The organism is Abiotrophia sp., from assembly GCF_057275535.1.
This window is the reverse complement of record NZ_DBHIRJ010000003.1, coordinates 53601-66758: the sequence shown is the minus strand read 5'-3', so window position 1 is coordinate 66758 and position 13158 is coordinate 53601. Positions and strand designations below refer to the sequence as shown.

The following is a 13158-nucleotide window of genomic DNA, read 5'->3' as shown; positions in this document are numbered from 1 at the left end:
ATAGGAATGAATCGACGTTTAGAGCGTCTGCAAGCCAAAATGGGCTTGAGTTATCAAATCCTAGTGGGCCTAGTTCTGGCACTTTGGCTCTTGCTTTTGGGCTATTCCAGTGTTCAACCTAGAACTTATAATTTTGCCCTTAACCGAGTAGCTGATATTACCGTTCGGGCTCCTAAGACAGTAGAAGATACTGAACGAACAGAAGAATTACGCCAACATGCACGCAGTCGTGTTTCCGATGTTCGACTTTACTCACCCGAAGTTAAAAACCAACAGGTTGATTTGTTGAATCAGTATTTTTCATTTGTCAAAGGCGTAAGGCAGAAGGATTATCGTGCCAGCGACCTTGAGTCGGCTGCCCGCGCTCAAGGCTGGTCTGATAATGACCTTGAGACCCTTAAGGCATCCTTTACTAGCAACAGTCAACGCCTCTATTGGACTCAATTAACGGAGGCAGAGCGACTCTTGCTCTATAATCAAAATTTAAAACAAGGGTCAGTTGCCCTCATGAGTTTGAATGAATCCTTACCAGACAATGCCCGTAATCTTTGGCTATCACTCGATGATAAGCAGTTTGAAACTATGTCGACATATGTGGTTGATTTGCTGAGTCAAACCTTAAGTCAGGAAATTGAGCCTGCTAATACTGCGGCTAACTTAAGCAAGCTACGGGCTAGCCTTCGTGAAGCAGGGCAATATAGTCAGTATCAGTCGGTCCTGGTAGACTTCATTCAACCATTTATTGTACCAACCCTGGTTTATAACCAAGAAGAAACTAACCGCTTGAAAGAAGAAGCGGCGGCTGCCGTTCAACCGGCTTATATTCTTCAAGGTCAAATTATTGTCCAAGAAGGGCATGTCATTGATTCAACTGTCTTGCGTCAACTCAAGCTTTTTGGTTACTTGGATGCCAGTGTTGGACGCTATAATGCTTATATCTTTTATGCCTTGATTATTGCACATTTCCTCTTGCTCTTAGGATTGAATACCGAAGGTTTTCGTTTCAAGCAAGCACCAAGTGCCAAGCGTCAAATGGCTATGACCATCTATGCCTTTGCCTTTGGTGGCCTATTCGCTGTCTTGAAGGCTCTCGAAGTACTTCAAGTAGGGGGCTTTGCCTGGGCAACGCTCTTGTTGCCAATTAGTTTGTGGCCACTGCTTGTAGTACCCAAAACCAGTATGCGCGATGGCTTAATTGGCTTGGTATCTTTCAATGTGATGGCACTTTTCGTCTTGAGTGATGTCTTTAATATTTTGGAAAGTCTCATGCCTCTGGTCTTTTATTGTTTTACTGGTTTAATTGGTATGATTTTGGTAAATGCCAAGGTTTGGTTAGGGCGTAAACGACGTTTTGTTCCTGCCTATATTGGGCTACAGTTATTGACCATTCTGCCTTTATTACTGGGCTTTAACATGGATTTAACAACCTTCCAAGGTCGACGTATGGCAGGGCTAATGCTGGCTAATATCCTGATGACGGTCATTTTTTACTTGTCCTTGTCTCCTTACTGGGAGCGCATCTTTAACCCAAGCGCAGAATTAAGCCTACAGCAACTAGCCAATCTTAATCATCCTTTGCTTAAGGACTTGATTGAGAAGGCACCAGGTACCTACCACCACAGCATGATGGTAGCTAATCTAAGTGCCAATGCGGTTGAAGCCATTGGCGGAGATTCCCTGCTAACGCGGGTCGCTAGCTATTACCATGATGTTGGGAAGACACTGCATCCACTCTTTTTCGTTGAGAATTTGCCTGCAGGTGTTGAAAATCCACATAAAATGATTAAGCCAATTGAAAGTGCCCAGATTATCACAGGTCACGTGACCGCTGGTGTAAAAATTATGGAGGCTCATGATTTGCCTACTTCCATTCAGGATATTTGTTGGCAACACCATGGGACTACACTGGTAAAATATTTCTACTATCAGGCCCAACAGGAAGGGCATCCTGTAGATCAGGCGGATTTCCGTTATCCAGGACCTAAGCCGCGGACTAAGGAAGCTGCTGTCATCATGATTGCTGATTCGGTTGAGGCAGCTAGCCGTACCCTTAAGGAGTATAGTCAAGCAAGCATAGAAGGACTTGTAGGAGGCATTATCCAAGGTAAAGTGGCGGATGATCAGTTTTCTGACTGTGACCTAACCGTTAATGAATTAAAAATTGTACAAGCCTCTCTAATTCGTGGAGTCGCAAGTATGTATCACACCCGTATAGAATATCCTAAGTAGGCTATTTAGGATTAGAAAGGACATTTATGTTAGTTGATATTATTGATGACCAAGCCTACCTAGCAGCTGGTCAAGAAAAATTGCTTCATGAAGTCATTGAAGCAGCTGCAAAGTATCTGAACTTGCCTGAGGGGATTGAATTGGATTTGTCCATTGTTTCTAATGAGGAAATTCAGACTCTCAACCGTGACTACCGCGGTTTGGATAAGCCAACGGATGTTTTGAGCTTCGCCTTGACTGAAGTAACTAGTGAGTTTGATGTGGACTTCGCCCATCTAGATCTTGCTGAAGAGGAGACAGAAGATTTAGATGATGCTGATTTTGAGGAAGAAGAAGATTTACCCCAACACTTAGGGGACATCATCATTTCCTACCCACGCGCCCTAGAACAAGCACAGGACTATGGTCACAGTCTAGACCGTGAACTGGCTTTCCTAGCGGTTCATGGTTTCCTTCATCTCAATGGCTATGACCATCAGACAGAAGAAGAAGCGCAGGAAATGTTTAGAATCCAAGAAGAGGTGTTGACGACTTATGGTCTCACGCGATAAACACCCCTACAAGCATCATGTCAATCCAAGTATCTTGGCTTCCTTCCGCGCTTCATTGTCCGGTTTGGGCTATGCCTTAGCTAATGAGCGTAACCTCAAGGTTCACGCGGGGGTGACCGTCTTGGTTTTAATCATAGTGGGCTTGCTTGGAGTCAATGCCGTTGAGGCTAGTCTCTTGCTGCTTGTGACAGGATTGGTTTGGTGCATGGAACTGGTCAATAGCGCCGTGGAGGCCACAGTTGACTTGGTAGTTGGAGAACAATTACATCCCTTGGCCAAGGTTGCCAAGGATGTAGCAGCAGCTGCAGTTGTTGTGGCGGCTTTGGTGGCAGTAGGAGTGGGATTCCTGGTCCTAGGCCCTAAAGTCTGGCATGTGCTAGCCATTCTGTTAGGCCTTGCTTAAGTCTTAGAGAAAGAGAGCGTGAAACGTGAGTAATCAAGCATTTAAATCTGGTTTCGTAGCCATTATAGGACGCCCTAATGTTGGTAAATCAACCTTACTTAATCGTTTTGTAGGGCAGAAAATCGCCATTATGTCGGATAAGGCACAGACCACTCGGAATCGAATCCAGGGAGTCTTAACTAATGACCAGGCTCAAATTGTTTTTATTGATACCCCTGGTATTCATAAGCCTAAACATGCCTTAGGTGACTTCATGGTCAATACGGCTTATAGCGCCCTCAAAGGGGTAGATGCCGTCTTATTTGTGGTTAATGCTGCAGAAAAGATGGGGCCTGGCGATCGATTGATTATGGAACGTATCCAGAATGTTAAGGTTCCTGTCTTTTTAGTCATTAACAAGATTGATTTAGTCAAACCTGATGATCTTTTGCCTATTATTGAAGGTTACCAAGAAGTCAGAAGCTTTGACCAAGTCTTTCCGATTTCGGCTACGCAAGGCAATAATGTGCCGGAATTGGTGGCTAAGTTGCAAGAAGCCTTACCGGAAGGACCTAAGTACTATCCAGATAGTCAAATTATGGACCATCCCGAATATTTTGTAGTGGCCGAATTTATCCGTGAAAAAATCTTACTCCTGACTCAGGAAGAGATTCCCCATTCTGTTGCAGTTCAAGTGCAAAGTATGCAACGCAATGAGAATGGCAAGATTGAAGTTCAAGCTTCCATTATTGTGGAACGCAAGAGCCAGAAGGGGATTATCATTGGAGCCGGAGGCCAAATGATTAAAAAAATCGGCCAACTTGCTCGGCGTGATATTGAGCAATTGCTGGATGACAAGGTTTATTTAGATTTGTGGGTCAAGGTTCAGAAGAATTGGCGCGATCGTCAAGCCAATCTGAGTGATTTTGGCTATCGTCCAGATAACTACTAAGAGATGGTTATAGAAGGGAGAAGGGGGCATGAATGAACGGTTTGAAGGCATTGTCCTCTTCAAGCGTCCTCACCGCGAACATGATGGCTTGGTCAAGATTTTTACCCAAGAATTTGGGACTAAGATGTTCTTTGTGCGCGGTCTTTATCGGGGCCATCATCGGCTGACAAGCGCCTGCCTCCCTATGACCCATCATGCCTATATTGGTGATATTCAAGACGACGGCCTCTCTTTTCTTAAGGAAAGCCAGTCAATCCAACTTTTCCAAAGATTGCAGGCTGATATCCTGCTGCAGGCCTATGGCATCTATGTCTTACAACTCCTGGATGCTGCTCTAGAGGACAATCAAGCCAATCCTAAGCTCTATCAGCTTCTACTACAGGTGCTTGAGGCCTTAAATCAAGGCTTAGCTCCTCAAGTCATTGTGGCTTATCTAGAAATTCATCTCTTGCCAGTTTTTGGCATTCATATTCAATGGGCCTCTTGTGCAACTTGCCAGGTCAGTGATCGCCCCTTAAGATTTAGTCTCAAGCGCCAAGCCGTCTTGTGTGACCGTCATGCCTCTTTGGATATTCATTGCTTACCAGTTTCTAGTCGAGCAGTGCACCTAGCCCGACGTCTGTCTCAAGTGGATTTAAAACAAATCCAGAACATTAATTTAAGTGATCAGACACTTAAGGACCTACGAATACTCATGGATGCTATCTATCAAGAATATGTCGGTATTCGTCTCAAGAGTAAGTCCTATTTGGATCAAATTACGCAATTAGACTGGTCAAGTACTTAGTTTAAGCTTTTTTGTCGCTTAATTGGTGATGAATAGCTAACAAATTACTGAGATTCTAGGCTGTCGGCTAATCCCTAAAAGATTAAGAATTTGGAAATCAGGTGAATAATTCGTCTTTTCGTGGTAGAATAAGTGGAGACAAATTTCAATTAGCAAAATAGCTACGGGAGGTTCCATGAAAAACATCAAAACCAATGCCCTCGCGAATTTCTTAGTGCGATTTGCAAACGTGGTGGTGCCTGTCCTCACAGGAACCTATATTAACCGGGTCTTTCAAAACTCGGTAGAATATAACTACTTTAATGCTGGCGACACGCTGATGAACATTTTCTTACCTTTTGCCTCATTAGGGGTTTATTATTTTGGTGTCCGGCAAATTAGTAAGGTTAAGCATGACCGAGATCAGGTCAATTACTTCTTCTCGAGCCTGTTCTACATTACGGTTATTTCATCCATTCTAACGACCCTATTCTATGTGGGCTATGTCTATGCGACCGTTCACCAGAAGAGTCAGTTGGCAATTTACTTAGTTTTGGGAAGTCAGATTCTATCCAGTTTCCTCTATATTGAGTGGATGGTAGAGGCCTTCGAGAATTATCGCTTTATCTTAATTAAGACCATCATCTTGCGAATTATTATGATTGTGGCGCTCTTTGGCTTTGTTAAAACGGCCGAGGATATTATCATTTATGCAATAGTCATGTCTGGCGCTCAAATTCTCAACTATCTCTTCGGTTTTGTCTGGATTAAGCGCCAAGTCAAGCTAGTTAAGGTCAAGGTTAAAGACATGTTGTCCATGATTCTGCCTTTGATTAGTTTACTACTTATGTCTAGTGCAGTGACCCTTTATACGGCTTTAGACAAGCTCTTCCTATCCTATACAGATTCAGAGGATGCCGTCAGCCTTTATAGCCAAGGCCAAAAAATTTCAACTATGATTGCGACTCTGATTAGTAGTCCAATCTCAGTAAGTATTCCGCGTTTGGGTTACTATCTAGGCCAGAATAATCGTGAAGCCTATGACAACCTAGTCTACAAAGGGGCACGTCTCTTTGCCTTCTTGATTGCGCCAATTAGTTTAGGGCTCTTCATAACAGGCAATTATGCTGTCTTGCTTTATGGTGGGGGGGCCTACATGGGAGCTGCAACTGTAACAGCTATCTTCGGTATTCGGAGTATTACTTGGTCTATTGAGACCCTTTTCGCTAATCAGATCATCTTCATTCATGGTTATGAACGGAGTTTGACCCTTTATTATTTCGCCTGCGGTTTACTCAACCTAGCCTTCAAGTTCCTACTCCTTAATATGCATTTTTCATCTCCAGAAATCTATATCTTAACCACTTGGTTGTCAGAAGGAGTCCTAATTGCCCTCGAAATCTACTTTATCAAACGTCATGGCCTAATTAAGTTGAAGCCCGTCATTGGCAGCTTCTTGCGCTATGGGCTGATTGCAGCAGGGTTTATCCCAATTAGCCTACTCGTAAATGCGCTATCTCCAGTGCAAATGACGCATTTAAACTTAGCCGTCTTAGTAAACCTTGCAATTCTAATGACCTTATGCGGGGTGTATTACCTTGCAGCCCTCTGGTTACTTAAGGATCCAGTACTGACCGGTATGGTAGAAGCAGTTGGCAATAAATTAAGAAGAAGGGGATAGACCATGTCAGACTTAATTACGATTGTAGTTCCTGTCTACAATGTGGAATCATATCTGGAGCGGTGTGTGACTAGCATTCGCAATCAAAGTCACGCTAACCTTGAAATTTTGCTAGTCAATGATGGCTCTACAGATAAGAGTTTAGAAATCTGTCAGCGTCTAGAGCAAGAAGATCAACGTATTCGCCTGATTTCGCAGGCTAATGGTGGTTTATCAGCTGCAAGAAATACGGGCATTGCTCAAGCAAAAGGGCAGTACATTGCCTTTATTGATAGTGATGATGTTATTTCTTTGGATATGATGAAGACTCTTTATCAAGAGATGGTCTCTGCCCAAGCAGACTTGGCCATGTGCTCACACTATGATATCTATGATGACCAGATTCCGAGTGGACCAGAAACAGAAGCACAGACTTGGGTCTTTACAGCCAAAGAGGCCATCGGTCATGTGATGGCAGCTAAAGGATTTACGGTAATGGCACCAACTAAACTCTATAAGCGTTCGCTTTTCGATGACTTGAAATTTGAGTTAGGAAAAATTGCTGAAGATGCCTTTATCATGATTCGCTTGCTAGCCAAGTGTCAGCGAGTGGTGGCGACGGATGCCAAACTCTATTACTATATGCACCGTCCAAATAGCATTACCACCCAGAAATTCTCACTCAAGTACCTCAATGTGATTGAGGCCTATCAACAAAACTATGAAATTATCAAACGGGACTACCCAGATTTGTTGCCAGTAGCTATGACACGGCTCTATTGGGCGCATTTCTATGTCTATGATCGTTTGTTGCTAGATTCAGACTATCAAGATGACAGTCTTAAAAAACGCCTACGGTCTTATCTAACAGACCACTTTTGGCAGATTATGCGTGATCCGCTTTTCACCAAGGGGCGTAAACTTAGTATGCTTGCTTTACAGATTAGTCCTGCTCTCTATAAGCAAATCATTAGTAAGAAATACAAAAAGGAGTTGCATGGATAAATGATACGATTTGATTGGATTGAGAAACATTACTACCAAATCAGTACTTGCTTTTTATTAGCCTTGATTATGTATTGTATGGCAGGGTTGATTGTTCCCTTACAATTTCTCAGTGCCCATCCTTTAGTATATGGTACCATCACCTTAATGGGGTGCTTATTAGGGCTCTATAACTTATTATCCAAGAAGGTTCATCTCAAACTCAGTTTACTACCTTGGCTAGTTGCTTTCTTCCTTTTGAATATTGTAACAAGTCTCTTGGTAGTCAACTTTGGTTATATGGCAAACTTCAAGAATATGGTCATATTCTTCCTTTATTTCTTTGCCATTTACCCAATCTTTATTAATTTGGGTCAAGGACAAGCTAAGCGTTTGCTGAGTAACATGTTCTGGCTAGTCGTTATCGTCAATACTATCGGTGATTTGATTTCCATTGGCCAATTCGTGGCCTTGATTGGCTATCATGTTAGCGACTATAAAGGTCTAATTATTCGCCAAGGCTTTATTGAGTCGCGTTTATTTGGGATTTTGGCTAGTCCTAACTATTTGGCTATTATATCGCTCTTAGTAGTTCTCTTCCTCTTAAGTCAATGGCGTAAGAGTCAGGTGACTTGGATGAAAGTGGCAATCATCTCGTCTATTGTTATTAACTTCGTTTACATTGTCTTATCTGGTTCTAGAACAGCCTTATTATGCTTGCTTGCTGCTACCCTAATCTACAGCATGGTCAACATTTCTGGCTGGCAGTTAAAGAAGCGTTTCTTAACTATCTGTGTGGTCTTTGCAGCTATTGGGGTCGGGGTCTACATTGTTGACACAGTAGGGGAGTTTTACCTAAAACAATCAGGTGGTATCCACATCCTCAACGATGAAGCCAGCGTGACAGGTAATCAAAAGGTTACCACTGGTGAAGGGACTTTGAAACGGTCAGATACTGAGGAAACCAATATCTCTAACAACCGTTTTGATATTTGGAAGTCAACCTTGGCTCTAGTTCCTTACCGTCCAATCTTAGGTTTTTCTTCAGGTAACTGGCACAGTGTAGCCAAGTCATATGATGCCAATAGTTATGTGGTTAAGCAACACTATCTCACTCATAACGGTTATATTGAAGTCCTATTCTACAATGGTATCTTAGGTTTTATCACTTTAGGATTCTTTATCTTGGCATCTACCAAGCGCCTTTTAGCCAAATGGTGGGCCCTCAACAAGAAAGGAGTTAGCTGTCAGGATTTAGATATGATTCTAGCTATGATGGCAGTTATCTTTACTTCTAACTTGTTCTTGAGTTCGACCTTATACGGGATTTCTTTCTTAGGTGTCATTCTATTTGCCATCTTGGGCTATTACGAAGCAGTTATAGCTAAGGATTATGCTGGATACCGTCAGTTGAATGACCAAGAAGTCCGTCAGGTTGAACTTGAAATTATGGACTATATCCATGCCATTTGCCAACGTGAGCAAATCCAATATAGCTTAGCTTATGGAACTTTACTTGGGGCTGTTCGCCATCAAGGCTTCATTCCATGGGATGATGATATGGATATTGCCTTGGTTCGTTCAGAATATGAGCGTCTCTATCAAGCCATCAAGGCAGACCGTCATCCAGTTTACCAGGTGACGGGTTTCCAAGATGCTTGGCATTATCCTTTCCCTTTTTATCGTGTAGTAGATAAGCGTACTTTCTACGAAAATAATACTTTGGCATGGCCAAGTAAATTAGGTATCTGCGTAGATGTCTTTCCCTTTGACCATGCTAAGGGCGATCAAGCAAAAATGGACCGCCTAGATCAGTTTCGTCAACTTTCTGCCTATTCTTGGAATGGCATTCGTAACCAAGAGGGCGGCTTAGGTAACCTTATGCGCTATGCCGTGAATTTCTTCTTCCGTCTCTTGCCACCTCGTATTTGGAACCAAAAAATGGACCAATTAGCACAGAAGGGGAGCGACTCTAATCGACTTGATTATTTGATGGAGAAGAAGCGTCGCGATACAAGTTTTGTTAAGACGGCACATGAACAAGTTCAAGAGGCTGTATTTGAAGATCGTTGCTATCAAATTCTGTCAGATTACGATCAAGTTCTGACGGCTATCTATGGAGCAGATTATATGCAATTGCCTGCAGAAGAAGACCGTGTGCAACATGCGCCATTTACTGCTTACAAGGAGGAAGCCTAAATGTCACTTATGCAATGGGCTAAACGGAGTTTGGCCAGCCTCTTAGGTAAACACAAGGATAGTATTAAAAAATTGCCGATTATTAAGCAGTTAAATCAGAAAGCTAACAAAGAGTTAGATGAAGGGCGACAAGCTCTATTAAGGGCCAACTTCGACCGGATTTTAGAGATTGTCTATGATCAAGACCACTTAAACTTTGATTTATGGTTGGATTTTGGTAGTCTGCTAGGTTACTACCGTGAAGGTGGGCGCATTGAGCATGATATTGATATGGACTTTGCTCTCAAAGTCAGTGACTTAGAGGCCTTTGATGTCTATGAAGGTCATCTCTTAGCCAATGGATTCCGTAAACGCAAGGACTTTACCTATGACGGTAAAGTAGTGGAACGGGCTTATGATTTCAATGGGCTAAACATTGACTTTATCTTCTATGAGGTTACTGAGACGCAATTTTCGAGTGTCACTATTGATTTCAAGATTAATGCCATCGGCCAGCCAACTCGCTTGATGGCTTATCGCTATCAATTACCACTAATGAAGATTGTTTGGGCCAATATTGAAGAGCATAAAGTAATGGTACCGCAAGATTGCCATCGCTATCTGTCCTTACTCTATGGCGCAGATTTCATGGAGCCTAACACTCACTATCATTGGCAAGCTAACCCGATTTATCAGCAAGTATCGTCTGAACCAGCTCAAGTTAAGCTCTTACCTTAAGCAAGGATATAAATAAAATCCCCGTCACTGATTAATTCAGTGACGGGGGTTTTCTGCTATCTAGTGATTGACATTATTTTGATTCTGTTGTGTATTCTGCATCTGTTGGTTAGACCCTTGATTGGTAGTTGGATTATTAGTGTTTTTACCACTGACATCAATGCCTTCAGAATAATCACCGTTAGCATTCCAGAGTAAGAACTCGTGAATATTGTGCTTGGCTAGGGCATTAATTTGTGCCTGAACCTGTAAGGTTCCATATTCTTGATAGGTACCTATTGGTTTGCTTGAGTCAGTGAAGTCTTGGATCCATGGGCGGCTGATCACCTTATTTTGAACGTTCTTAAGTACCTGTTCCTCTGAGAACATATATTCATCGACTAACTCATAAGGGTGTAAGTCAGGTAGCTCAATTCCGAAGAAGGCTGTACCCCAGTGAGAGGGGTAGATCATACTCGAAATAACATCTAGCTGTTCGGCCATTTTAGCGAAGTCTTGACCAATCCCGGTTGTTTCGGTTTGGCCACTGGTAACGGCTGTAATACCGAAGACGTCGGCACCAACTTTAACACCATATGGCGCGAGTTGTTCTTTGGCGAGTTTCAAGAAGTCAGTAATAGCCGCAACACGGTCTTCACCTTCAATTTTATTACCACTTGCGGAGACATAGTTGCTGTAGTTGCCTTTGTCGAAGCGCAAATCTTCAGCAAAGGTCTCAAAACCTTCTGGGAAGCGGACATAGTCAAACTGAATTTCCTTGAAGCCCATCTTAGCGGCAGCAATGGAAACGTCGATATTGTATTTCCAGACTTCTTCTAGGTAGGGGTTAATAAACTGAGATCCATTGCCATCCGACCAGATGCCTCCTGTCTCACGAGAGTGGAAGGAGAGTTCTGGGTGCTTTTCCGACATCATGTTATCTTTGAAGGTAACAATACGGGCAATTGGATAAATCTGGTTGGCTTCTAAGGTCTTGAGCGCGGCTTTTAAATCGGCCACTTGGACTATATTTTCTTTAACCATGGCATTGTCAGTGTCGATTTGGGTGACAATTTGGCCATAGTCATCCTTGAAGTCAATGACGGCTGTATTAAGGCCGTTACGTTTCATCATGGCGATGACTTTCTGGAATTTTGCATCGTTGGCAATAATCTCAGGTGAGAGATAGATACCCTTGACGCCATTTTGCGGGTAGGCGATATTAATTCCGCTATCGTAGAAGAGGGCTTTTGGTAGATTGGTTGGCGTATCTAGCATACGTCCTTCTTCTATCTTAATCCCTTCATAACGGTTGGTTTTGCCTTGGTTACGGCGATTGTTGAAGTCTGCAATCTCATCAGCAGAGTATTTAGACTGAACTTGGGGAAGCGACTGATAAGTCGTTTGGTTGGCTTCTTGCTTTTGACAAGCAGTCAAAAAGAGCATCAAGAGCAGCAAGAGAGCGCCGGATTTGACATATTTCATGCGTTACCTCCTGAGGCTATTTTTTCTGTTCTTTCAGCTTCACTAGGTCAACCTTAAGATTGACTAAGTTGGCATTGAGTTTCTCAAAATGGGGGAGGACCTTATCTAGATTCATCAGATTAGTCGTAGAGAGTGTGTTAACATTCTTTAAGACATCGAAGAATGATTGGTAGTTAGATTCAGGATTGGCAATGGATTTAAAGGACTGAGATTCCAAAGCTAAGTTGGCGCTATAGTCATTAACGTAGGTGGCTAAGTCCTGATCTAATTGGTTGATGGCACTATTGATGTCTTGGAATTTGCCAGTAGGGAGATTTTTATTATCAGTCCCTTGAGTTAATTCCTTCAGCATCTCTTGGAGATGGGTCCGTTTCTTATTAATGCTTTCAAGACGTGATTTGCGTTCCTGAATGTTTTTCTCAACTTGGCTATCATTAGAATTGAAAAGTGCCAAATTGTTTTGGCTTAAGTCTGTTTCAAAAGCTGCTTGCAAATTCTTTTCTTGCGTTTGAATTTCGGTTAAATCATTGATGATGCCCGTAGTATCTTCTTGAATCAAGCCAACTGCTCGATCGACTCGGGCCAGGGAATTATCGCAGGCCACGAGGAAAAGACAGCTACAGATCAAAATCAATAGATATTTGATTCGCTTCATAAAGACTCCTTTGCTTTTAGTTTTTTTGGTTGTCACCTAGGTGTTTTCTTCACCATTTTGAGGTATAATAGTACTTATACTTCTTTATTATACCAAAAAGAAAACGCATTTAACAAGGAGAACGCTATGTTAGTCGCATTTGCTACCGTACTAGGCATTCTGATAGTGGACCAAGGACTTAAATTTTGGGTGTTGACCCATCTGGCCTTAGGTCAGCAGATGGCATTAGTGCCCGGCTTTTTAAGTTTAACTTATATACGAAATAGAGGCGCATCCTGGGGCATCTTACCGGGCGCTCAAGGATTGTTTATCGGCATCAGCTTGTTAGCAGTGGTTTTCTTCAGCTATAAAATCTACCGTCGACAAGCTAGTTCTACTTGGGTCAATCTAGCTTATGCCTGCTTAGTGGGAGGCGCTGTGGGGAATCTCCTTGATCGCCTGCTAAACGGCTATGTGGTCGATATGCTACAATTAGACTTCATTTCTTTCCCAATATTTAACCTAGCGGACACGGCTTTAACAGTGGGTGTTTTGATACTCTTGTTGATGGCAAAGGACCATGATTTAAGTTTATACTAAAAGAAAGTCTTAAGGAGATA

At 42.5% G+C, this 13158-nt stretch carries 12 protein-coding genes; 10 read left to right on the top strand and 2 right to left on the bottom strand.

Annotation, left to right across the window (positions count from 1 at the left end; all coding sequences use genetic code 11):
• The first annotated feature begins 6 nt into the window (after positions 1-6).
• The 9 genes from ACO53F_RS03000 to ACO53F_RS02960 all read left to right on the top strand — a co-directional run bounded on the left by ACO53F_RS03000 (position 7) and on the right by ACO53F_RS02960 (position 10440).
• Entirely contained in the window at positions 7-2229 is a 2223-nt protein-coding gene (locus tag ACO53F_RS03000; RefSeq protein WP_485137246.1) for an HD family phosphohydrolase, read from the top strand.
• A 26-nt stretch (positions 2230-2255) separates the two neighbouring features.
• Positions 2256-2780: an rRNA maturation RNase YbeY gene (gene ybeY, locus ACO53F_RS02995; RefSeq protein ID WP_485137245.1), complete on the top strand. Its 525-nt coding sequence runs from the start codon at positions 2256-2258 to the stop codon at positions 2778-2780.
• Positions 2764-3183 carry a diacylglycerol kinase family protein gene (locus tag ACO53F_RS02990; RefSeq protein ID WP_485137244.1) on the top strand — a complete coding sequence of 140 codons (420 nt, stop codon included), beginning with the start codon at positions 2764-2766 and terminating at the stop codon, positions 3181-3183. The genes ybeY and ACO53F_RS02990 overlap by 17 nt, the downstream gene beginning before the upstream one ends.
• 25 nt (positions 3184-3208) lie before the next feature.
• Positions 3209-4114 carry a GTPase Era gene (gene era, locus ACO53F_RS02985; RefSeq protein WP_485137243.1) on the top strand — a complete coding sequence of 302 codons (906 nt, stop codon included), beginning with the start codon at positions 3209-3211 and terminating at the stop codon, positions 4112-4114.
• Positions 4115-4142: 28 nt separating this feature from the next.
• Positions 4143-4901 (top strand): DNA repair protein RecO, encoded by a 759-nt coding sequence (gene recO, locus ACO53F_RS02980; RefSeq protein WP_485137242.1) that lies wholly within the window; start codon positions 4143-4145, stop codon positions 4899-4901.
• Positions 4902-5076: 175 nt separating this feature from the next.
• Entirely contained in the window at positions 5077-6561 is a 1485-nt protein-coding gene (locus ACO53F_RS02975) for an oligosaccharide flippase family protein (RefSeq protein WP_485137241.1), read from the top strand.
• Between the two features lie 3 nt (positions 6562-6564).
• Entirely contained in the window at positions 6565-7545 is a 981-nt protein-coding gene (locus tag ACO53F_RS02970) for a glycosyltransferase family 2 protein (protein WP_485137240.1), read from the top strand.
• Positions 7546-9723 carry a LicD family protein gene (locus tag ACO53F_RS02965; protein WP_485137239.1) on the top strand — a complete coding sequence of 726 codons (2178 nt, stop codon included), beginning with the start codon at positions 7546-7548 and terminating at the stop codon, positions 9721-9723.
• Complete coding sequence (locus ACO53F_RS02960; protein WP_485137238.1) at positions 9724-10440, top strand: LicD family protein; 717 nt, start codon at positions 9724-9726, stop codon at positions 10438-10440. It abuts the gene before it with no gap.
• A 60-nt stretch (positions 10441-10500) separates the two neighbouring features.
• On the opposite strand, the gene ACO53F_RS02955 is transcribed toward ACO53F_RS02960, so the two are convergent.
• On the bottom strand, positions 10501-11904 hold the full coding sequence (locus tag ACO53F_RS02955; RefSeq protein WP_485137237.1) for a putative glycoside hydrolase: 1404 nt from the start codon (positions 11902-11904) through the stop codon (positions 10501-10503).
• Between the two features lie 16 nt (positions 11905-11920).
• Positions 11921-12559 (bottom strand): YkyA family protein, encoded by a 639-nt coding sequence (locus ACO53F_RS02950; protein WP_485137236.1) that lies wholly within the window; start codon positions 12557-12559, stop codon positions 11921-11923.
• A gap of 126 nt (positions 12560-12685) precedes the next feature.
• Between ACO53F_RS02950 and lspA the strand changes: the two genes are divergently transcribed.
• Positions 12686-13138 carry a signal peptidase II gene (lspA, locus tag ACO53F_RS02945; RefSeq protein WP_485137235.1) on the top strand — a complete coding sequence of 151 codons (453 nt, stop codon included), beginning with the start codon at positions 12686-12688 and terminating at the stop codon, positions 13136-13138.
• The last annotated feature ends 20 nt before the right edge of the window (positions 13139-13158 follow it).

Coding starts and splice junctions, on each gene's coding strand:
- ACO53F_RS03000 (WP_485137246.1), top strand. CDS start 7: ATGAATCGACGTTTAGAGCGTCTGCAAGCCAAAATGGGCTTGAGTTAT.
- ybeY (WP_485137245.1), top strand. CDS start 2,256: ATGTTAGTTGATATTATTGATGACCAAGCCTACCTAGCAGCTGGTCAA.
- ACO53F_RS02990 (WP_485137244.1), top strand. CDS start 2,764: ATGGTCTCACGCGATAAACACCCCTACAAGCATCATGTCAATCCAAGT.
- recO (WP_485137242.1), top strand. CDS start 4,143: ATGAATGAACGGTTTGAAGGCATTGTCCTCTTCAAGCGTCCTCACCGC.
- ACO53F_RS02975 (WP_485137241.1), top strand. CDS start 5,077: ATGAAAAACATCAAAACCAATGCCCTCGCGAATTTCTTAGTGCGATTT.
- ACO53F_RS02970 (WP_485137240.1), top strand. CDS start 6,565: ATGTCAGACTTAATTACGATTGTAGTTCCTGTCTACAATGTGGAATCA.
- ACO53F_RS02965 (WP_485137239.1), top strand. CDS start 7,546: ATGATACGATTTGATTGGATTGAGAAACATTACTACCAAATCAGTACT.
- ACO53F_RS02960 (WP_485137238.1), top strand. CDS start 9,724: ATGTCACTTATGCAATGGGCTAAACGGAGTTTGGCCAGCCTCTTAGGT.
- ACO53F_RS02955 (WP_485137237.1), bottom strand. CDS start 11,904: ATGAAATATGTCAAATCCGGCGCTCTCTTGCTGCTCTTGATGCTCTTT.
- ACO53F_RS02950 (WP_485137236.1), bottom strand. CDS start 12,559: ATGAAGCGAATCAAATATCTATTGATTTTGATCTGTAGCTGTCTTTTC.
- lspA (WP_485137235.1), top strand. CDS start 12,686: ATGTTAGTCGCATTTGCTACCGTACTAGGCATTCTGATAGTGGACCAA.